A 17958-nucleotide genomic window follows, 5' to 3' on the forward strand; every position below is an offset into this window, starting at 1 on the left:
GACAAGCGAACAATCCAGTTTAGCGCATTATGTTGCGCTGCAACGTGGCTTGACGTCCGAACATTAGCCGCCGAGCCGTCGAGCCGCAACCCGCTTTGTCGCGCGTTAACAGATTAGTCAGTCTCGAGCGCGTCTTGCCGCGACCGTCACCACAGCCTAAGCCGCGACCACCCCCAAACCGGAGCGAATAATGTCGATCGCCCGCCTGCTTGCCCTCCCGCTCGCCCTCGCGCTTTTGGCCAGCGCCCCTGTGAGCGCTACCACCGTCGGTTTCGCGGATCTGGCGACGTTGAGCAGCGCCGCGCCGGTCGTGATCCGCGCGACGATCTTCAAGGCCGAGCGGCTCAAGCCGCGCGACGCGCCCGATGTCGCGCCGGGGAGCGCCCGGATGCTCGTATCGGCGGCGACGACGTCGGCGATCGTCGCGCCGGGCGAGGTGCCGCCGCGGATTACCTACCTCGTCGACGTGCCCCTCGACGCGCGGGGCAAGCCGCCGCAGCTGTTGCGGAGCGACGTCCTGCTGTTCCTTCGCGGCAACCCGGCAACCCCCGGCGAATATACTCTGGTCTCCGCGCACGGCCAGCTCGACTGGTCCGCCGACGCCGACGCCGCCGTTCGGGCGATCCTGACCGGTGCCCGCAACGGAACTGTCCCCGTCGTCACCGGTGTCACCTCGGCGTTCCGCGTCCCCGGCGCAGTCCCCGGCGAGGCGGAGAGCCAGTTCTTCCTGTCGACCCGCGACGGCAAGCCGGTGTCGCTCGTCGTCCTGACGCGACCCGGCGAGGCGCGGAAGCTGACGATCGCGCTCGGCGATGTGATCGACGACGCGGCGGCGGGGGTGAAGCCGGGGACATTATTATGGTATCGGCTCGCGTGCTTCCTGCCGCAGGCGCTACCGGCAAAGCTCGACGCCGGCGCGGATGTCGCCGACGATTATCGCTTCGTGCTGACGTCGCTCGGCCCGTGCGGGCGGACTTTCTAGAACGACGCGATCTCGACCCCGACCGCGGCGCAATCGGCGTAGATGTCGGGTTTGCGCGTCGATACGCGGATCCCGGTGACGCCGCGCCGCGCCGCAACATGGTCGTACACCGCGCGGCAGACGGTCTCCTGGAGATTGAACCGGCGTCCGGCGACGATGGCAACGATCCCGGTGCGCAGCGCGTCGTAATCCCACGCTTCGGCGACGGTGTCGGATTCGGGGAAATTCTCGGCGTCGAGCCAGACCTCGACATTGATCCGCAGCCGCTGCGGCGTGCCGATCTCGAAGGCGTGGAAGCCGATGTCGACCGGCAGGTCGAAGTCTTCGAGGACGATCTTACGCGTGCGTGGCGTGAGGGAGGCCGGGATCAGGCCCGCGAGGTCGGTCATTCGGACTCCACCATATACGCCACGTCGCGCGGCAGGCCGAGCAGGCGCTGCCCGGCATCGAGGGTGATCGTCTGGGCGTTCAACGTCGGCGTGGCAATGATGTAGCGCAGCGTCGCGACGATCTCGGCGACCTCGACCCCGCGCCCGAGCGGGTTGAGGGTGTGCGCCTTGGCAAAGTTCTCGCGCGACTGCGGCCCGCTGACCATCGTCACTGCGGGCGCGATCGCGTTGACGCGGAGCTTGGGGGCATAGGCGCGCGCGGCGAGCTCGGTCAGCCCGGCGAGGCCGATCTTGCTGACGGTGTACGACAGGAAATCGGGGTTGAGGCTGGCGAGCTTGGCGTCGAGCATGTTGACGACGATCCCGGCGTCGTCGATCCCCGCATCGTCGATCGCGGCGGCGAAGGCGCGGATCAGCAGCGCGGGGGCGCGGAGGTTGACCGCCATGTGGCGGTCCCATTGCTCGATGGTGAAGTCGTCGAAGTGGTCGGGGTCGAAGCGCGATGCGCTGTTGACGAGCAACCCCGGCGGGGCGGCGGCGACGGCGGCGGCAACGATCTTCGCCGCTGCGTCGGGGTCGATGAGATCACACGCGATGACCGACGCCGCGCCTCCCGCGGCGATCAGCTCGTCGCGCAACGCATCGGCCTCGCTGGTCGACGCGTGGCAGTGGATGACGACGTGCCAGCCATCGGCGGCGAGCGCACGGACCAGCTCCGCCCCAATGCGCTTGGCACCTCCGGTGACGATGGCGCTGCGGTTGAGAGGCTGGGCGGTCATCTGGGCGAGGTAGCGACCGCGCCCGCCGGCGGCAAGCGCGGCAGTGTGCCGCCTGAAAAATGGGCAATGTCTTCGACCCACACCGTTCGCCGTTGGTGCAGACGATAATCTGCGCACCCCGTCCGACCGTCGCACACCGCTTTGTCCACAGCCGCCGTGGATAAGCCAATCCTTGAGACGCGGGCCGTGCGCGCCTAGATGCCGTTGACCGATGGCCCTGCCCCCGCCCCCCGACCGCTTTTCCGAGGACATCTCGGCGTCCACCGTCCGGGGGCGCGAGACGCCCGACATCGATGCGGGCGTCGCGGCGATCCGCAACGTGCTGCGGACGCTCCCCGCGCGCCCGGGGGTCTACCGGATGCTCGATAGCGGCGGCGACGTTCTGTATGTCGGCAAGGCGCGCGCATTGAAGGCGCGGGTGACCAACTACACCCAGGTCACCCGCCTACCCCGCCGCCTCCAGCGGATGGTCGCGCAGACGCGGTCGATGACGATCGTGACAACGAATTCGGAGAGCGAGGCGCTGCTGCTCGAGGCGCAGCTGATCAAGCGCTTCCGCCCGGCGTACAACGTCCTGCTGCGCGACGACAAAAGCTTCCCGTTCATCTTCCTGCGCGAGGACCACGCCTTTCCGCGGATCTCGAAGCACCGCGGTGCGCGGGTCGGCAAGGGCATTTATTACGGGCCGTTCGCCAGCGCCGGCGCGGTCAATACGACGCTCAACGCGCTGCAAAAGGTTTTCCTGCTGCGGTCGTGCTCGGATTCGTTCTTCGCCAACCGCTCGCGGCCGTGCCTGCTCCACCAGATCAAGCGCTGCTCGGCGCCGTGCGTCGACCGGATCGAGCCCGACGCCTATGCCGAGCTCGTCGACGACGCCAAGGCGTTCCTGTCGGGCAAGAGCCAAGAGGTCCAGCGCAAGCTCGGCGGGCTGATGGAGACCGCGGCGGCGGCGTACGACTTCGAACTTGCAGCGGTATTCCGCGACCGGCTACGCGCGCTGACCTACATCCAGGGCAGCCAGGCGATCAACGCTGCCGACGCCGCGACCGATGCCGATATCGTCGCGCTCGCGTGCAGCGCCGGGGTAATGTGCATCCAGGTGTTCTTCATCCGCGGCGGGCAGAACTGGGGGCACCGCGCCTTCTTCCCCGCGCACACCACCGAAGTCGCCGAGGACGAGGTGTTGGCGGCCTTCCTCGCGCAATTCTACGACGACGTGCCGGTGCCGCGCGAAGTGTTGCTCGACCGCACCCTCGACGAGATGACGCTCCTCGCCGATGCGCTGTCGGAGCGTGCGGGCAAGCGCGTCGGCCTCCGCGCGCCGCAACGTGGATCGTCGAAGCGCCTCGTGGAACAGGCGACGCGCAACGCGAAGGAGGCACTCGACCGCCACCTTGCCGAATCGACGACGCAGGGGAAGCTGCTCGCCGAGTTGGCCGAGCTTTTCGATCTCGCCGCGCCGCCGCAGCGGATCGAGGTCTACGACAACAGCCACATCCAGGGGACCGCCGCGCTCGGCGCGATGATCGTCGCCGGACCCGAGGGCTTCCGCAAGAACGCGTATCGCAAGTTCAACATGAAGGACCCCAGCATCACGCCGGGTGACGACTTCGCGATGATGAAGGCGATGCTCGGGCGGCGCTTCGTCCGGCTCGAAAAGGAAGATCCCGACCGCACCAGCGGTGACTGGCCCGACCTGCTGCTGATCGACGGCGGACGCGGGCAGTTGAATGCGGTGCTCGAGGTCATGGGCGAACTCGGCGTGTTCAACGTCTGCGTCGTCGGCGTGGCGAAGGGCCCCGACCGCAACGCCGGGCGCGAGACCTTTTACCTGCCCAACGGCCGCGAAATGACGCTGCCGCCGAACACACCGGTGCTGTTCTTCCTCCAGCGGCTGCGTGACGAAGCGCATCGCTTCGCCATCGGCGCGCATCGGGCGAAGCGGTCGAAGGCGATCGTCGCCAACCCGCTCGACGACGTCCCAGGCATCGGCCCGGCGCGTAAGCGCGCGCTGCTGATGCATTTCGGCACGTCGCGAGCGGTGCGCGGGGCGACGCTTGCCGACCTCGAGAAGGCCCCCGGCATCAGCAAGGGCATGGCGGCCGCGTTGCACGGGCACTTCCATCCGAAGGGCTAGAAGCGCCGCACGAAAAGCCTGTCCTACACGCCACTTCGCGGCCTAGCCTCGGCGGCTGAGACGGAAGGAACGCGATGAACCGCTACGACGACGCCATACAGGGTCTGCGAGAGCCCGGTGGGCGCTCGATCGGGCTGACCCGTTTGGTTCGCGAGAGGATGACATGCCCCCGAGACGTGGCGTCAGGTTCATCAACTTTGGAATATTGTTGCGCAACCGTTTTAAGCCATTCGGGTTCGCGGCGACGGTTACGCCTAGCGCCGGGCGGCGACTCGCGTCCACGTCTGCGTCTGGCAGACGAGCCCGGGGATGACGCAGCCGCTGACCTCGAGCGCATTCGGGCCGACCTGCGCCAGCGTGCCGGCGACGGTCTGGCCGATATCGGGGACGAAGACTTCGCCGGTCCAGTGGTCGGGACCGTCGGCGGCCAGCCCGCGAAACAATTGCGTGCCGACGAGCTGGTCGGTGCCGCCCCTTGCGGCATCGTCCCGCGCCTTGTCGCTTGCCCGGACGACGGTGCCGCACAGGCGCGATCCGCACGGCGCCATCGCCACCTCGACGCTGCCCGCCGGGTTGTGCCATGTTCCGGTGATCCCCGACGCGGCGTGGAGCGGCGTGACGGCGGCGACACTGGCAAGGGCGGCAAGAACGACGAGCGGCAGACGGTGCATGGCGGACTCCCAACGACGACGGGCGGACTAAGGGCACCGGGCTGGACGCGGCATGAACGATGGAGACGGCGATGACCCTGACGCTCTACACTGCGGCAACGCCCAACGGGTATAAGGTATCCGTCGCGCTCGAGGAGCTCGAGCTCGCCTATGACGTCCGCAAGCTCGACCTGATGGCGGGTGAGCAGAAGCAGCAATGGTATCTCGATATCTGCCCGAACGGACGCGTTCCGGCGATCGTCGACCATGACGTGCCCGGCGGCTTCCCGGTCTTCGAATCGGGCGCGTGCCTGATCTACCTCGCCGAGAAGACCGGGCGGCTGATGCCGTCCGACGCGCTCGGGCGCAGCCGCGTGCTCCAGTGGTTGATGTTCCAGATGGGCGGCGTCGGCCCGATGATGGGACAGGCGAACGTCTTCTTCCGCTATTTCCCCGAGAAGATCCCCGCCGCGATTGCGCGCTACCAGGGCGAAGGCCGCCGCCTGTTCACCGTGCTCGACGGGCAGCTCGCCAAGACCGAATATCTCGCCGGCGACGACTATAGCATCGCCGACATCGCGAACTGGTGCTGGACGCGGACGGCGGCGTGGTCGGGCATCGACACCGAGGGTCTGCCCAACCTGGCGCGCTGGCACGAGACGATCGCGGCTCGTCCGGCGGCGCAGCGCGGGATCGTCGTGCCCGAAGACGCGAGCGCCAAGATGAAGGGGGGCGACGACGCCAAGAAGTTCGCCGACCGGGCGCGGTCGATCGTCGAGATGGGCAAGCCAGCAACCTAAGCAACCGAATTTCCGGGGGGGAAACGACTGTGACGCACCACCTGCCACTAACCGAAGGCGCGCTCATCGCCGCGCTCGCAATCTACGTCTGGTCGGGGATCCGTGTCAGCCAGGCGCGCACCAAGTTCGGCGTCATGGCCCCGACCGTGACCGGGGCCCCGGAGTTCGAGCGGGCGTTTCGTGCGCAGCAGAACACCGTCGAGCAGATGGTGCTGTTCGTCCCGCTCCTCGGCCTCGCGGCGCTGTTCTGGGGCGACCTCTATGCCGGGGCCTACGGGGCGATCTGGAGCGTCGGGCGGCTGATCTACATCGAGACGTATATCCGCGCCGCCGACAAGCGCTCGCTCGGCTTCCTGCTGTCGGGCGTGCTGTCGTTGATCGTCCTGATCGCCGTCATCGTCAGCTTCACCCTCCACCAGTTCGGGATCGGCTAAACCCCGCGAAAGGTTGCGAAATCCTCAACCGCGGCGCGGCGCGCACGCATCGCGTTGACCGGATCGGCGGGGTCGGCGTGGCCGATCGCCATCCCGCAGAACAGCATTCGCTCGGGCGGCAAGTCGATGAACTTTCCCACCGTCGCCGGATACACCGCCCAACATTCCTGCGCGCAACTGTCGAGCCCCTCCTCCCGCAGCAGCAGCATCACCGTCTGGAGGAACATGCCGAGGTCGGACCATTGCGGCGGTCCCATCCCCCGGTCGACCGAGCAGAACAACGCCATCGGCGCGCCGAAGAACTGGAAGTTGCGCGCAAACCACATCATCCGCGCCATCTTGTCCTCGCGCGGAATGCCGAGCGCGCCGTACAAATCCTCGCCGACCTCGAAGCGATACGTCCGCTGCCGCTCGGGCAAGGTCTTGGGATAGATGTCGTATTCACTCCCCTCCCCGCCCGGCGCCGCCCGGACGCGGTCGAGCATGATCGCCTTCAGCTCGGCCAGCGGTTCGCCCGCAACGACGTCGATGTGCCACGGCTGGAGGTTGCCCCCCGACGGCGACCGTGCCGCTGTCGCGAGGACGCGTCGGATCACCGCGGCGTCGACCGGGTCGGGAAGGAACCCACGGACCGACCGGCGGCTCGCCACCGCATCACTGACCTGCATCGATCTCGCTCCAGCCGTTGAGTTGCTGAGGCCCTTAGCCTATCCCCGGCGCGTGTTGTCCAGCCTCCCCAATCTCCTGACGCTCAGCCGGATCTTCGCGGTCCCCTTGCTCGTCGCCCTGCTGTGGGATCCCGGGGTCGCGGCGATCCTTGCGGCGTTCGTCGTCTTCTCGGTCGCCGGAGCGACCGACTATCTCGACGGCTATCTCGCCCGGGCGCGCGGCACGGTGTCGAAGCTGGGGGTGTTCCTCGATCCGGTCGCCGACAAGATCATGGTCGCGGCGACGATCGTGATGCTCGTCCACGTCGGCGCGATCCACGGGCTGGCGGTGATCGCCGCGCTCATCATTCTGCTCCGCGAGATCACTGTCTCGGGCCTCCGCGAATTCCTCGCCGGACTGCAGGTGTCGCTCCCGGTCAGCGCGCTGGCGAAGTGGAAGACCGCGTTCCAGATGATCGCGCTCGGCGCGCTGATCCTCGGCGTCGCCACCCCGAAGATCGCGCCGTGGCTGCCCGCGCCGCTCGTAGGGCTGTGGTGCCTGTGGCTCGCCGCCGGGCTGACCGTCATCACCGGCTACGACTATCTCCGCGTCGGCCTCAAGCACATGGACACATGATCGACCTCGTCTATTTCGCGTGGGTCCGCGAGCGGATCGGGGTCGACGGCGAGGTGTTGCTGTTGCCGCCCGGAGCCGCGACGGTCGGCGACCTGCTCGACTGGCTCGCCACCCGCTCCCCCGGCCACGCCGCCGCGCTGGGCGACCGCGCGGCGATCCGCGTCGCGGTCGACCAGGCGTTCGTTGGGCTCGATGCGCCGGTCACCGACGGTGTTGAAGTCGCGATCTTCCCCCCGGTCACCGGAGGGTGATCGGCGTCCGCGTCCAAGCCGAGCCGATCGACTCCGTCGCCGCGGTTGCCGCGCTAACCGAAGGCCGTGACGACGTCGGCGCGGTCGTTACCTTCACCGGCTTCGTCCGCGCCGACGATGACTTGATCGCGTTGACCCTCGAGCACTATCCCGCAATGACCGAGCGTGCGCTCGCCGCGATTGCCGCCGAGGCCGAGGCGCGCTGGCCCGTCACTGGCGGCAGCATCGTCCACCGTGTCGGACGGATGCTGCCCGGCGAGGCGATCGTCCTCGTCGCCGTCGCCAGCGCCCACCGCTCCGCCGCATTCGACGCCGCCGCCTTCCTGATGGACTGGCTCAAGACCAAGGCCCCGTTCTGGAAGTCCGAGGAGCGCGCCGGCGGCGCAACGTGGGTCGAGGCCAAAGCGAGCGACGACACCGCCGCCGCTCGCTGGAACTAACCAGATACGCTAAGTTCAAAATAAGGTCACGCAAACGCGTGTGTTTTACTCGGCAGCCTTACGCCCGAAACGCAAGCCGCCTCGCATTTTATTCTTAGCCTATCCGGTTCAGAATGTCAAGCCCTCACGTCGTCAGCACGACTTTCCCCGTTGCCTTGCGGTCCATCATCCAGCGGATCGCTGCCGGGCCTTCTTCGAGCGGGAAATGCTTGCTGACGTGCGGCTTGAGCTTGCCCGCGGCGTACCAGTCGAGCAGCTCGGCCATGTTGGCGCGGTGAACCTGCGGTTCGGCCTGGGTGAACGCGCCCCAGAACACGCCGACGATCGAAGCGCCCTTGATCAGCGGCAGGTTGAGCGGCAGCGACGGGATGTTACCTGCGGCGAACCCGACAACGAGGTAGCGCCCGTTCCAGCCGATCGAGCGGAACGCGGGCTCGGCGTAGCGGTCGCCGACGGGGTCGTAGATGACGTCGGGGCCCTTGCCGCCGGTCAGCCGCTTGACCTCGTCCTTGAGGTTGGCCGTCGCGTAATTGATCGTCGCGTCGGCGCCGTATTCGCGACACAGCTCCAATTTTTCATCGGTCGAGGCGGCGGCGATGACCGTCGCGCCCATCAACTTGCCGAGCTCGACCGCGGTCAGCCCGACGCCCCCCGCCGCACCGAGGACGAGCAACGTCTCGCCGGGCTGCAGCCGGGCGCGCTGCTTGAGCGCATGATGCGACGTGCCGTAGGTCATGGTGAAGCCGGCGGCGATGTCGGCGGGCATGTCGCCCGGAATAGGCACGATCTGCGCGCGATTGGCGATGACATATTCGGCGAAGCAGCCGTTCCCGGTCATCGCCACAGCGCGATCACCGACCTTGAGATCGTCAACCCCCTCGCCGACCGCGTCGATCACCCCCGCCGCCTCGCCACCCGGGGTGAACGGCATCGGCGGCTTGAACTGGTAGAGGTTCTGAATGATCAGCGTGTCGGGAAAATTGACCCCGGCGGCCTCGACCTTGAGCCGAACTTGCCCGCGTCCTGGCTCGGGCATCGGCACATCCTGGACCACGAGCAGTTCGGGCGGACCATGCTCCACGCACATCACGGCTTTCATCGACGCTTCCCCAAGTGATTGATCGGCTTCGTGTGCCGTGCGGCAAGGGATATCAGCATCGCCGATTGGAACAACCCGTATCCGCAATCAGGCGGAAACAGCATGGCACTTCAGTCGGTTGCGACTTGCACCGCGCTGCGGATGTCATTCGCGGCAGCAACGAGGGCGTCGGCGAGCAAGGCAAACTCGTCGGCGCGCGGGGAACTCGACCGCCACGCAAGCGCGATCTCGCGGCTCGCGTGCTCGCCTTTTACCGGGCGGGCGATGACCGGGGTGTTGAGCAATATTCCGGCGTCGATCGCCATTTTCGGCACGAGCGTGAGCCCGAGGCGATTGGCGACCATCTGGACGAGCGTATGCAGCGAGGTGCCAAGGATTGCGGCATCGGCGCGTAGGTCGGGGCGCCCGCATGCCGCAAGCGCGTGATCCTTGAGGCAGTGCCCGTCCTCGAGCAACAGCAGCCGCGCGGTGTCGATCGCCTCAGGCGGGACGCGGAGTGGCGGGTCGGTATAGTCGGCAGGATGGAAGGCAAGGTAGAATGGGTCGTCGAACAGCCGCTTGGTGGCGACGTCGCCGCATCCCCACGGCAGCGCGAGCAGGACGCAATCGAGCTGTCCGCGCGCGAGCGCCTCGCACGCCGCGCCGCTCGGTTCTTCGCGCAGGAACAGCTTGAGGTCGGGATAGGATTCGCGGAGCCGGGGGAGAAGGCGCGGGAGGAGGAACGGCGCGATCGTCGGGATGACGCCAAGGCGGAGTTCACCGCCGAGCGGCTTCGAGGCAGAGTGCGCGAGTTCAGCGAGCTCGTCGGCCTCGCGCAGCACAGTATACGCTTTTGCCACGACGCGCTCGCCAAGCGGGGTGAAACGGACGACGCGGCGCGTCCGCTCGACCAGCGTCACTCCGAGCAACGTCTCGAGTTCCCGCAGACCCGCCGATAGCGTCGACTGGCTGACGAAGGTTGCAGCTGCCGCGCGGCCGAAATGACCGCTTTGGTGCAATGCAACAAGATATTGCAACTGCTTAAGGGTTGGCAGGAAGGTCATCGGGAAAGCCGATCAATAGCCGAGATTATATTCGTTAGGCAAATTTGGTGCAGTGCACCATTTAGGGTTGGCGATATATCCCCAAGGAGAATCCCATGCTCAGCGTTGGCGACAAGCTGCCCAATTTTACCCTCTCGGTCCAGCAGGGCATATCCGCCCTTCCCGGTGGCGAGACGATCGATCTCGCGACCCATGCCCCCGGCAAGTGGAAGATCCTGTTCTTCTGGCCCAAGGACTTTACCTTCATCTGCCCGACCGAGATCATCGGGTACGGCGATCTCGCCGAAGATTTCGCCGACCGTGACACCGTTCTGATCGGCGGCTCGACCGACAGCGACTTTGTCCACTTCGCATGGCGCAAGGCCGACGAGCGCCTCGCCAAGTGCGACTTCCCGTGGATCGCCGACAACAAGCACGAGCTGACCCGTGCCCTTGGCATCCTCGACAAGGACGCTGGCGTCGCGCTGCGGGCGACCTTCATCGTCGACCCCGAAGGCGTGATCCAGCACATCACGGTCAATGGCCTCAACGTCGGCCGCAACCCGGCGGAGACGTTGCGCATCCTCGACGCGCTCCAGACCGACGAGCTGTGCCCGTGCAACTGGAAGGAAGGCGACGACGTCCTCCAGCCGATGGCCGAAGCGGCGTAAGCCCCAAGTCCCTCTTCCAACTGGGAGAGGGATACGCCTCTTCCCTCTCCCCTTGAGGGAGAGGGACGGCGCTCTTGCGCCAGGGTGAGGGCTAAGTGCGGCACGTCCCGCCTTATGCTCCTCTCCCCCATCCACCCTCACCCTGGTCGCCAAGCGGCAACCGTCCCTCCCCCTCGAGGGGGGAGGGAAACAAGATGACGTAGGATTTCCCATGTCCCTCAACGACCTCGCCCGCACACTCCCCGACTATGCCAAGGATCTTCGGCTCAACCTGTCGTCGCTGCTTACCGAGCAGGGCCTGACCGATCAGCAGAAATATGGCTGCATCGTCGCGTGTGCCCACGCCGCGTCGTACCGCCCGCTGATCGTCGAGGCCGAGGCCGACGCCGCAGCGAAACTGACCGAAGCCGGCATGACCGCCGCCAAGGCCGCCGCGTCGATCATGGCGATGAACAACATCTACTACCGCTTCATCCATCTTGCGGCGAACAAGGAATATTCGACGCGTCCGGCAAAGCTGCGGATGAACGTCATCGGCGCCCCCGGCATCGACAAGGCCGACTTCGAGCTGTTCAGCCTCGCGGTCTCGGCGGTCAACGGCTGCGGCATGTGCATCGACGCGCATGAAAAGGTGCTGCTTGCGGCGGGCATGTCGATCGACACGATCCAGACTGCGGTGCGCATCGCGGCGGTGATCCATGCGATCGCACGGTCGCTCCAGGCGCTCCCGCAAGCCTGAACGAAAAGAGGCGGCCCGGGTCAGGGCCGCCTCCATTGTCATTCACGCTGCGATCGGTCGCAGCGATCAGAAGTTGCGGTTCGCGCCCATTCCGGTCGACGCCATGCCGCTCGATCCGGCACCGGTGGTCGACCCGATTGCATCGGCAGTCTCAACGCCCGCCGCGCGGCCGTGCGGAATGTTGACGCCATAATAATCGTCGATCTCGCCGCTGCGCTGACCGTAATCGAGCGTATCGACCTCGTCCCGGCTATAGTTTGGCGCATCGCGCAGGTCATCGGCGGTGTGCTGGATGTTATATCCGCCCTTGGCCTCGTCGTACGTCAGCACGTTCCACGGCAGCGGGTGATAGCGCTCGCCGATGCCGAGAAAACCGCCGAACGACATCACGGCATAGGCAACCTTGCCCGACGTCTTGCCGAGCATGATCGAATCGACCGTGCCGAGGCGTTCGCCGCTGGCGTCGTACACCGCCGTCCCGACGACCTTGTCGGCCGAGATCAGGTCGTGCGTCTCGTCGGTACGGAGCGTGTCGCTGTCGGCAGCGGCGCTCGTCGGGATACCGGCAGGAGCCGCCGAGTGGGTCGTGTCCTGGACGGTGAGCCCGTCGTTGTATTCGGGGCTGCGGGTGCCGGTCGTCGCGGCGTACGGATTGTCGGTGGTCATCGGATCCTCCTCTGCGGGAAGCCCTGCTGGGGCTGCCATCAACGGGTGCGAGCCATCGGCGTTCCGGCAATTCGTCGCACGGAAAACGCGTTTGGCGGCGGGCTGGCGTTGCACCCCGCGGCGGGTTATGAGCGTTGCTCGAAAACGGGGAAAACCCCGGGAGACCCAAATGACCGCGCTGTTCGCCTATCTCGACGCCGTCAAGGCGCGCGACCCCGCCGCCCGCTCACGCTGGGAAGTGATGCTGTACCCCGGTGTCTGGGCGCTCGGCTTCCACCGTATCGCGCATGCGCTGTACAATGCGCGGCTGTTCCTGCTTGCGCGGGTCGTCAATCATACCGGGCGCTTCCTCACCGCGATCGACATCCATCCGGGCGCGAAGATCGGACGCGAATTCTTCATCGACCACGGCTTCGTCGTCATCGGCGAGACCGCCGAGATCGGTGACGGCGTGACGATCTACCAGTGCGTCACCCTCGGCGGCACCGACCCCGCGAACGGCATTCCCGGCAAGCGCCATCCGACGATCGCCGACGGCGTCATCATCGGTTCGGGCGCGCAGGTCCTCGGCCCGATCCTCGTCGGCACGCGTGCACGGATCGGCGCGAACGCCGTCGTCACCCGCGACGTGCCCGAAGGCGCGACGATGGTCGGCATCCCGGCGAAATCGACGCTCGTCGACGCCGGCGACTATGCGCGGAAGTTCGTTCCGTATGGTACGCCGTGTAGCCAGCGGTTCGACCCGGAAACGCAGAAGCTCGAAATCCTGCGGTGCGAGGTCGAAACCCTTCGTGCCCGGCTCGACGCGCTGGCACCGCATGAAGCCGGTGTCGACGCCGCCGACGCGATGACGCGGCAGAACCAGGGCTGACCGGCTTGTCGAACGTCGTCCCCCTGCCCGTCCCGGCGGCACGGCAGACGGTGTTCGACCGCCACGAATTGAACGCGATCCTCGGCGTCTATGGACGGATGGTCGCGGCAGGATTCTGGCGCGACTATGCGGTCGAGCTGGGCCGCGACACTGCGGTCTTCTCCGCCTTTCGCCGCGCTGCCGAGCGTCCTGAAATCCAGGTCGTCAAGGCTCCGGCGTTGCGGACGAAACAAGGGATGTATGCATTGATCGGCGAGGCCGGGGCGGTGCTCAAGCGCGGCCACGAACTCAGCTCCATCCTCGCGCCGCTCGAACGCAAGCTCGTCAAGCTGGTCGACTAGACCGTCACCACCGGCAGTCGCGCGGTCAGGCTCGCCGGGAGCATCGCCAGCACCCGTGCCCGGATCGGCCGCCATGCTGCCGATAGCAGTACGAGGAAGCTGCCAAGGACGAGCGCGGTCAGCGCGAATGACATATCGAGAGCACCGCCGCTGACGACGAGCGACTGGATCGCATAGACGACATACGCCAGCGCCGAGACGAGCAGCGCGCGCCGGTCGATCGCCAGCGCGACGAGCGTCAGCCCGGCATAGACCGCAATCACTGCGACCGCCGCTCCCGGTGCCGGGTTGCCACGTAGCAGCCCAGCGAGCGCGAACACTGGATGGATGATCGCCGGGGCCGCGAGCAGATGGAGCCAGAACGCGACGTCGGTCCAGCGCGTCACCCGCGCCCGGTCGCGCATGTCGAACGACATCGCCAGCGCGAAGGTCGCCAACCCAGAGAGGAGAACGAGAACAAGCAGCAGGTCGGGCGACACCGGCATCAACGCGGCAACCGTCGCGAGCACCGTCCCGCCGACGGCCGCTGCCCCGGCCGCGACGGTGATCGGGACCATGAACCGCCGCCAATGCAAATACGCCGCGATCGCCGCCGCTGCGGCCGCCGCGACGACCCCAAGCGACCCATGCGTTTCGACGCCGAGGCTCGATCCCCCGTTCGTGACCGCAAGCACGGTGCCGAACACTCCGCCAACGAACGCGAGGAGCAACACGATGCTCGGCAGCGCCATCCGCCGGATGCGCGTAAAATATTCGGCGAGCCCCCAGCCCGCCGCCGCGACGAGGCCCGAGCCGAGGATCGGGGTGATCCGCCCGCCAAGGCTCGAGATCGCGAACAGGACCAGGCCGATCGCAATCGTGACGAAAATATCGTTGAATCCAGTCAGCAGCCGGAATGATTCCTCGTCGGGTCCGGCGCGATCGACGCTCGCTGCAGCGGAATTTTCGCTCGTAAAAGCGATCAGGCGCTCCCGTGTCGTAGCGTCGAGGATGCCCGCCCTGACCGCCGCGTCGAGATCAATTTCACTCATCATGCGCCCGTCCTAGCATTGGCTGTCGGCGCCCCGCCGTCACCTTCGCTTGATACGCGCCAGGCCGACCCTCGGCAAATACGCCGGACGATGAAGCCGCCCGAACCGGGAGCGGAACGGAACCTCGTCGTTAGGCTGTCGTTCCTGCCGCATCCTCAACAACCGGAGACAATCAATGCGTCGTATCGCCCTTCTTACTTTTTCAGCCGTAATCGCGCTGTCGTCGCTCCCGGCGCATGCCGGTGAAGCCGAGCGCGCCCGTCAGGCGATTGCCGAAGCCCAGGGCAAGATCGATGCCGGCGACAAGGCCGGAGCCAACGGCGACGCCGCGCTGCTCCAGACGCAAGCGCGCGACGCGCTGCAGTCGGCGAAGGACCGGCTGAACCGCGGCCGCAAGGAAGAGGCAATCACCGACGCGCACCACGCAAGCGAGCTCGCCGATCGCGCGATCGTCGTCTCGCAGAACCGCAAGGTCGGCGAACAGCGCGCCGAAACCCGCGACGCCGTCGCCGCAGCCGCCGCCGCGCAACAGAATGCCGCCGCCGCGAACAACCGCGCCGATGCCGCACAGCAGCAGGCCATGACAGCACAGCAGCAGGCTGACGCCAATGCGCAGGCCGCCGCCGCCGCGAATGCGCAGGCCGACGCGCTGCGCAATGCTCCGCCGCCGCCGCCCGCCCCGGCGACCACGACGGTCACGACGGTCGACAAGCGGGTCGTCACCCCGGCACACACGACGAAGCGCAAGGTCGTCCACCACCCCGCCACGGTCACCGACAAGACGACCGTGACGACGACCACCACGCCGAACTAAAGACTATCGTTCCCCCGGGCTGCCCTCTCGGCGGTCCGGGGACTGCGGGCGGCCCCCGCGCGCGTTACGCGTCGGGAATAGTCACGCTGCCCGCCCCGCGATCCCCGCCTGACGCCAGCTTAGACTGCGCCCAGCGCCATCGCCCCCTGTGCGGCACCGGTGTCCGGGACAATCTCCCCTATGCGGTCGCTGATTTCCGCAAAGCGCGCTGCGATCGTCTCGGGAGTCATGTCCTCGGGAGCGACATGGATGCCGCGCGTCAGCGTGACGTACGCTCGCTCGAAGCCCCCTGCCCCGGCGTTGATCACCGCGTTCGCGGGAGCGTCGTCCGACACAAGGTAGAGCGCGGCGGGGGCGACCGTCTCGGGCCCCATCTTGGCGAGCAGCTCAGGCGGCACCAGATCTTCGGTCATCCGGGTCGCTGCGACCGGCGCGATCGTGTTGACCTTGATCCCGTATTTCGCGCCTTCGAGGCTGAGCGTCTTCATCAGGCCGACGAGTGCGAGTTTGGCCGCGCCGTAATTCGCCTGGCCGAAATTTCCGTACAGCCCGGTCGACGACGTCGTCATCAGGATGCGGCCGAAGGTCTGCTCGCGCATCGTCTCCCACACCGCCTTGGTGCAGACGACCGATCCCATCAGGTGGACGTCGATGACCTGGCGGAAGTCGTCGAGGCTCATCTTGACGAAGGTGCGATCGCGCAGGATCCCGGCGTTGTTGATCAGGATGTCGATCCGGCCCCAGCGCTCCTTGACGAAGCCGACCATCTTGTCGACGGCAGCGGCATCGGTGACGCTCGCGCCATTGGCGATCGCCTCGCCGCCGGCGGCAATAATCTCATCGACGACAAGCTGCGCCGCTCCGATCGAGCTACCCGAACCGTCGCGCGCGCCGCCGAGGTCGTTAACCACGACCTTCGCGCCGCGCTTGGCGAGTTCGAGCGCGTAGGCACGGCCAAGGCCGCCCCCGGCGCCGGTGACGATGGCGACGCGGTTGTCGAAACGGATGGTCATGTGACGCGGGTATCCCTGTGAATGCCGCAACGATCTAGGCTAGCGCGGGGCGCGGGGAAAGGGCGCAGCCACGACAATCCGGTCAGCGGCGAAGCGCTGCGGCAATCGCGGCATTGATCGAACGCCTCAGGCCGGGATCGGCTCGAGGTCGAGCGCATAGCCCGCCGAACGAACGGTGCGGATGACGTCGGGCAGATTGTCGCCGTTAACCGCCTTGCGCAGCCGCCGGATGTGAACGTCGACGGTCCGCTGCTCGACGTACACGTCGCGACCCCAGACCGCGTCGAGCAGCTGTTCACGGCTAAACACCCGCGCCGGATGCTCGAGAAAATGACGGAGCAGTCGGAATTCGGTCGGCCCGAGCGCGATCGCCATGCCGTCGCGCGTGACGCGGTGAGCCGACGTGTCCATCTTGATTCCGGCATAGTCGAGGTTGCCCCCCGACAGCGCCGGCCGCAGCCGCCGCAGCACCGCGCGGACGCGGGCAATCAATTCGCGGGGGGAAAACGGCTTGGTGATATAATCGTCGGCACCGGTTTCGAGGCCGCGGATCCGATCGGCTTCCTCGGCGCGTGCGGTCAGCATGACGATCGGCAGTCCGGCGGTGACCGGGGCGCGGCGCAGGCGGCGGCACACCTCGATCCCCGACAGGTTGGCGATCATCCAGTCGAGGATGACGAGGTCGGGCTTCTCCTCCTCGGCGAGAACGAGCGCTTCCTCGCCGTCACCGGTGCGGATGACGTCGAAGCCCTCCTTTTCGAGATTGTACGTAACAAGCTCGACGAGGTTGGCGTCGTCTTCGACAAGGAGAATCTTCGGCTTCATGCGCAATACTCTATTTAGACTGCGTAGGCGGTGTCGTCGGTCTTTTTACGATCGGCGATATAGTCGCCGGTGGCGCTGAAATACACCATTTCAGCGACATTGGTCGCGTGATCGCCGATCCGCTCGAGGTTCTTGGCGATGAACAGCAGATGCGCCGACGGCGTGATGTGATGCGGGTTTTCCATCATGAACGTCAGCAGCGAGCGGAACAGGCTGTTGTAGAAATCGTCGACCGTGGCGTCGCGCTGGACGACGGCGAGCGCCTTGTCGGCGTCGCGATCGACGAACGCGTCGAGCGCATCCTTGATCATCTCGACGACGACCCGCGCCATCTGCGGGATGATGATGACGGGTTCGATCTGCGACGTCGCAGTCAGCGTCGACGCCCGCTTGGCGATGTTCTTGGCATAATCGCCGATGCGCTCGAGAACCGAGCTGATCTTGAGCGCGGCGATGATCTCGCGCAGATCGCTCGCCATCGGCGCGCGCAGCGCGATCATCGTCACCGCCAGCCGCTCGGCTTCGGCTTCGAGCGCGTCGATGCGCTTGTCGGTCTCGACGACCGCAATCGCCGCATCGGGATCGCGCGCCATCAATGCCTCGACCGCGGCGGTGATCTGCGCTTCGCACAGTCCGCCCATCTGGCCGACGATCGACCGTAACTGGTTGATCTCGTCGTCGAACGACTTGACGGTATGTGCGCTCTGGTCAGCCATGTTC

The 17958-nt window shown here is 66.8% G+C and carries 23 protein-coding genes; 12 read left to right on the plus strand and 11 right to left on the minus strand.

Annotated elements, in window-relative coordinates; all coding sequences use genetic code 11:
• Positions 1 to 190 precede the first annotated feature (190 nt).
• Complete coding sequence (locus KZX46_RS16295) at positions 191 to 982, plus strand: hypothetical protein (protein WP_219774853.1); 792 nt, start codon at positions 191 to 193, stop codon at positions 980 to 982.
• Here KZX46_RS16295 and KZX46_RS16300 read toward each other — a convergent pair.
• Both KZX46_RS16300 and KZX46_RS16305 read right to left on the minus strand, forming a co-directional pair.
• Positions 979 to 1371, minus strand: a complete 393-nt coding sequence (locus tag KZX46_RS16300; RefSeq protein ID WP_216707846.1) for a dihydroneopterin aldolase — start codon at positions 1369 to 1371, stop codon at positions 979 to 981. The two genes, KZX46_RS16295 and KZX46_RS16300, sit on opposite strands and share 4 nt — an antisense overlap.
• A complete protein-coding gene (locus KZX46_RS16305; RefSeq protein ID WP_219774854.1) occupies positions 1368 to 2150 on the minus strand; it encodes an SDR family NAD(P)-dependent oxidoreductase in 783 nt (260 codons plus the stop codon). The genes KZX46_RS16300 and KZX46_RS16305 overlap by 4 nt, the downstream gene beginning before the upstream one ends.
• Before the next feature lie 211 nt (positions 2151 to 2361).
• Here KZX46_RS16305 and uvrC point away from each other — a divergent pair, with 211 nt between their 5' ends.
• Positions 2362 to 4287 (plus strand): excinuclease ABC subunit UvrC, encoded by a 1926-nt coding sequence (gene uvrC / locus KZX46_RS16310; protein WP_219774855.1) that lies wholly within the window; start codon positions 2362 to 2364, stop codon positions 4285 to 4287.
• A gap of 254 nt (positions 4288 to 4541) precedes the next feature.
• On the opposite strand, the gene KZX46_RS16315 is transcribed toward uvrC, so the two are convergent.
• The gene (locus tag KZX46_RS16315; RefSeq protein WP_219774856.1) at positions 4542 to 4958 is read right to left on the minus strand and encodes a DUF2147 domain-containing protein; all 417 of its coding nucleotides are present in this window, start codon (positions 4956 to 4958) and stop codon (positions 4542 to 4544) included.
• 71 nt (positions 4959 to 5029) lie between these two features.
• Here KZX46_RS16315 and KZX46_RS16320 point away from each other — a divergent pair, with 71 nt between their 5' ends.
• Together KZX46_RS16320 and KZX46_RS16325 are read left to right on the plus strand one after the other, a co-directional pair.
• Positions 5030 to 5737, plus strand: a complete 708-nt coding sequence (locus KZX46_RS16320) for a glutathione S-transferase family protein (RefSeq protein WP_216707849.1) — start codon at positions 5030 to 5032, stop codon at positions 5735 to 5737.
• Positions 5738 to 5766: 29 nt separating this feature from the next.
• Complete coding sequence (locus KZX46_RS16325) at positions 5767 to 6171, plus strand: MAPEG family protein (protein ID WP_219774857.1); 405 nt, start codon at positions 5767 to 5769, stop codon at positions 6169 to 6171.
• Here KZX46_RS16325 and KZX46_RS16330 read toward each other — a convergent pair.
• Positions 6168 to 6839: a nitroreductase gene (locus KZX46_RS16330; RefSeq protein ID WP_219774858.1), complete on the minus strand. Its 672-nt coding sequence runs from the start codon at positions 6837 to 6839 to the stop codon at positions 6168 to 6170. The two genes, KZX46_RS16325 and KZX46_RS16330, sit on opposite strands and share 4 nt — an antisense overlap.
• A gap of 55 nt (positions 6840 to 6894) precedes the next feature.
• Between KZX46_RS16330 and pgsA the strand changes: the two genes are divergently transcribed.
• Genes pgsA through KZX46_RS16345 form a run of 3 tightly spaced genes read left to right on the plus strand, consistent with a single transcriptional unit; the run spans position 6895 to position 8146 of the window.
• Entirely contained in the window at positions 6895 to 7455 is a 561-nt protein-coding gene (pgsA, locus tag KZX46_RS16335) for a CDP-diacylglycerol--glycerol-3-phosphate 3-phosphatidyltransferase (protein ID WP_219774859.1), read from the plus strand.
• Complete coding sequence (gene moaD / locus KZX46_RS16340; protein WP_219774860.1) at positions 7452 to 7706, plus strand: molybdopterin converting factor subunit 1; 255 nt, start codon at positions 7452 to 7454, stop codon at positions 7704 to 7706. The genes pgsA and moaD overlap by 4 nt, the downstream gene beginning before the upstream one ends.
• Positions 7703 to 8146, plus strand: coding sequence for a molybdenum cofactor biosynthesis protein MoaE (locus tag KZX46_RS16345; RefSeq protein WP_219774861.1), 444 nt, complete (start codon positions 7703 to 7705; stop codon positions 8144 to 8146). Before moaD ends, KZX46_RS16345 begins: the two co-directional genes overlap by 4 nt.
• Positions 8147 to 8270: 124 nt before the next feature.
• Here KZX46_RS16345 and KZX46_RS16350 read toward each other — a convergent pair whose 3' ends face one another.
• Positions 8271 to 9245 (minus strand): NADPH:quinone oxidoreductase family protein, encoded by a 975-nt coding sequence (locus KZX46_RS16350; protein ID WP_219774862.1) that lies wholly within the window; start codon positions 9243 to 9245, stop codon positions 8271 to 8273.
• Between the two features lie 110 nt (positions 9246 to 9355).
• Positions 9356 to 10288: a hydrogen peroxide-inducible genes activator gene (locus KZX46_RS16355; RefSeq protein WP_219774863.1), complete on the minus strand. Its 933-nt coding sequence runs from the start codon at positions 10286 to 10288 to the stop codon at positions 9356 to 9358.
• A gap of 95 nt (positions 10289 to 10383) precedes the next feature.
• On the opposite strand from KZX46_RS16355, the gene KZX46_RS16360 reads away from it, so the two are divergent.
• Positions 10384 to 10938 (plus strand): peroxiredoxin, encoded by a 555-nt coding sequence (locus KZX46_RS16360; RefSeq protein ID WP_219774864.1) that lies wholly within the window; start codon positions 10384 to 10386, stop codon positions 10936 to 10938.
• A gap of 211 nt (positions 10939 to 11149) precedes the next feature.
• A complete protein-coding gene (locus KZX46_RS16365; protein ID WP_216707857.1) occupies positions 11150 to 11677 on the plus strand; it encodes a carboxymuconolactone decarboxylase family protein in 528 nt (175 codons plus the stop codon).
• A gap of 66 nt (positions 11678 to 11743) precedes the next feature.
• Here KZX46_RS16365 and KZX46_RS16370 read toward each other — a convergent pair whose 3' ends face one another.
• Positions 11744 to 12343, minus strand: a complete 600-nt coding sequence (locus KZX46_RS16370; RefSeq protein WP_219774865.1) for a PRC-barrel domain-containing protein — start codon at positions 12341 to 12343, stop codon at positions 11744 to 11746.
• Positions 12344 to 12512: 169 nt separating this feature from the next.
• Between KZX46_RS16370 and epsC the strand changes: the two genes are divergently transcribed.
• Both epsC and KZX46_RS16380 read left to right on the plus strand, forming a co-directional pair.
• Positions 12513 to 13214, plus strand: coding sequence for a serine O-acetyltransferase EpsC (gene epsC, locus KZX46_RS16375; protein ID WP_219774866.1), 702 nt, complete (start codon positions 12513 to 12515; stop codon positions 13212 to 13214).
• A 5-nt stretch (positions 13215 to 13219) separates the two neighbouring features.
• Positions 13220 to 13555 (plus strand): DUF2794 domain-containing protein, encoded by a 336-nt coding sequence (locus tag KZX46_RS16380; RefSeq protein WP_216707860.1) that lies wholly within the window; start codon positions 13220 to 13222, stop codon positions 13553 to 13555.
• Here KZX46_RS16380 and KZX46_RS16385 read toward each other — a convergent pair.
• On the minus strand, positions 13552 to 14589 hold the full coding sequence (locus KZX46_RS16385) for a hypothetical protein (RefSeq protein ID WP_219774867.1): 1038 nt from the start codon (positions 14587 to 14589) through the stop codon (positions 13552 to 13554). The two genes, KZX46_RS16380 and KZX46_RS16385, sit on opposite strands and share 4 nt — an antisense overlap.
• 172 nt (positions 14590 to 14761) lie before the next feature.
• Between KZX46_RS16385 and KZX46_RS16390 the strand changes: the two genes are divergently transcribed.
• On the plus strand, positions 14762 to 15400 hold the full coding sequence (locus tag KZX46_RS16390; protein WP_219774868.1) for a hypothetical protein: 639 nt from the start codon (positions 14762 to 14764) through the stop codon (positions 15398 to 15400).
• 119 nt (positions 15401 to 15519) lie between these two features.
• Here the strand turns inward: KZX46_RS16390 and KZX46_RS16395 are convergent, their stop codons facing one another.
• From KZX46_RS16395 to phoU, 3 genes are all read right to left on the minus strand, one after another.
• Positions 15520 to 16413 carry an SDR family oxidoreductase gene (locus tag KZX46_RS16395; RefSeq protein WP_219774869.1) on the minus strand — a complete coding sequence of 298 codons (894 nt, stop codon included), beginning with the start codon at positions 16411 to 16413 and terminating at the stop codon, positions 15520 to 15522.
• Between the two features lie 126 nt (positions 16414 to 16539).
• A complete protein-coding gene (gene phoB, locus KZX46_RS16400; protein WP_216707864.1) occupies positions 16540 to 17238 on the minus strand; it encodes a phosphate regulon transcriptional regulator PhoB in 699 nt (232 codons plus the stop codon).
• 14 nt (positions 17239 to 17252) lie between these two features.
• Complete coding sequence (gene phoU, locus KZX46_RS16405; protein ID WP_216707865.1) at positions 17253 to 17954, minus strand: phosphate signaling complex protein PhoU; 702 nt, start codon at positions 17952 to 17954, stop codon at positions 17253 to 17255.
• Positions 17955 to 17958 lie beyond the last annotated feature (4 nt).

The sequence above is a fragment of the Polymorphobacter sp. PAMC 29334 genome (assembly GCF_019431245.1).
In the GTDB taxonomy this organism is placed as follows: domain Bacteria; phylum Pseudomonadota; class Alphaproteobacteria; order Sphingomonadales; family Sphingomonadaceae; genus Polymorphobacter_B; species Polymorphobacter_B megasporae.

What these genes read in the sequence shown, in the direction of transcription:
- KZX46_RS16390 (WP_219774868.1), top strand. Translation starts at nt 14,762, where the DNA reads ATGCGTCGTATCGCCCTTCTTACTTTTTCAGCCGTAATCGCGCTGTCG.
- epsC (WP_219774866.1), top strand. Translation starts at nt 12,513, where the DNA reads ATGACCGCGCTGTTCGCCTATCTCGACGCCGTCAAGGCGCGCGACCCC.
- KZX46_RS16305 (WP_219774854.1), bottom strand. Translation starts at nt 2,150, where the DNA reads ATGACCGCCCAGCCTCTCAACCGCAGCGCCATCGTCACCGGAGGTGCC.
- KZX46_RS16350 (WP_219774862.1), bottom strand. Translation starts at nt 9,245, where the DNA reads ATGAAAGCCGTGATGTGCGTGGAGCATGGTCCGCCCGAACTGCTCGTG.
- KZX46_RS16295 (WP_219774853.1), top strand. Translation starts at nt 191, where the DNA reads ATGTCGATCGCCCGCCTGCTTGCCCTCCCGCTCGCCCTCGCGCTTTTG.
- phoU (WP_216707865.1), bottom strand. Translation starts at nt 17,954, where the DNA reads ATGGCTGACCAGAGCGCACATACCGTCAAGTCGTTCGACGACGAGATC.
- phoB (WP_216707864.1), bottom strand. Translation starts at nt 17,238, where the DNA reads ATGAAGCCGAAGATTCTCCTTGTCGAAGACGACGCCAACCTCGTCGAG.
- KZX46_RS16370 (WP_219774865.1), bottom strand. Translation starts at nt 12,343, where the DNA reads ATGACCACCGACAATCCGTACGCCGCGACGACCGGCACCCGCAGCCCC.
- moaD (WP_219774860.1), top strand. Translation starts at nt 7,452, where the DNA reads ATGATCGACCTCGTCTATTTCGCGTGGGTCCGCGAGCGGATCGGGGTC.
- KZX46_RS16320 (WP_216707849.1), top strand. Translation starts at nt 5,030, where the DNA reads ATGACCCTGACGCTCTACACTGCGGCAACGCCCAACGGGTATAAGGTA.
- KZX46_RS16360 (WP_219774864.1), top strand. Translation starts at nt 10,384, where the DNA reads ATGCTCAGCGTTGGCGACAAGCTGCCCAATTTTACCCTCTCGGTCCAG.
- KZX46_RS16365 (WP_216707857.1), top strand. Translation starts at nt 11,150, where the DNA reads ATGTCCCTCAACGACCTCGCCCGCACACTCCCCGACTATGCCAAGGAT.
- KZX46_RS16315 (WP_219774856.1), bottom strand. Translation starts at nt 4,958, where the DNA reads ATGCACCGTCTGCCGCTCGTCGTTCTTGCCGCCCTTGCCAGTGTCGCC.
- KZX46_RS16395 (WP_219774869.1), bottom strand. Translation starts at nt 16,413, where the DNA reads ATGACCATCCGTTTCGACAACCGCGTCGCCATCGTCACCGGCGCCGGG.
- KZX46_RS16300 (WP_216707846.1), bottom strand. Translation starts at nt 1,371, where the DNA reads ATGACCGACCTCGCGGGCCTGATCCCGGCCTCCCTCACGCCACGCACG.
- KZX46_RS16330 (WP_219774858.1), bottom strand. Translation starts at nt 6,839, where the DNA reads ATGCAGGTCAGTGATGCGGTGGCGAGCCGCCGGTCGGTCCGTGGGTTC.
- uvrC (WP_219774855.1), top strand. Translation starts at nt 2,362, where the DNA reads ATGGCCCTGCCCCCGCCCCCCGACCGCTTTTCCGAGGACATCTCGGCG.
- KZX46_RS16385 (WP_219774867.1), bottom strand. Translation starts at nt 14,589, where the DNA reads ATGATGAGTGAAATTGATCTCGACGCGGCGGTCAGGGCGGGCATCCTC.
- KZX46_RS16355 (WP_219774863.1), bottom strand. Translation starts at nt 10,288, where the DNA reads ATGACCTTCCTGCCAACCCTTAAGCAGTTGCAATATCTTGTTGCATTG.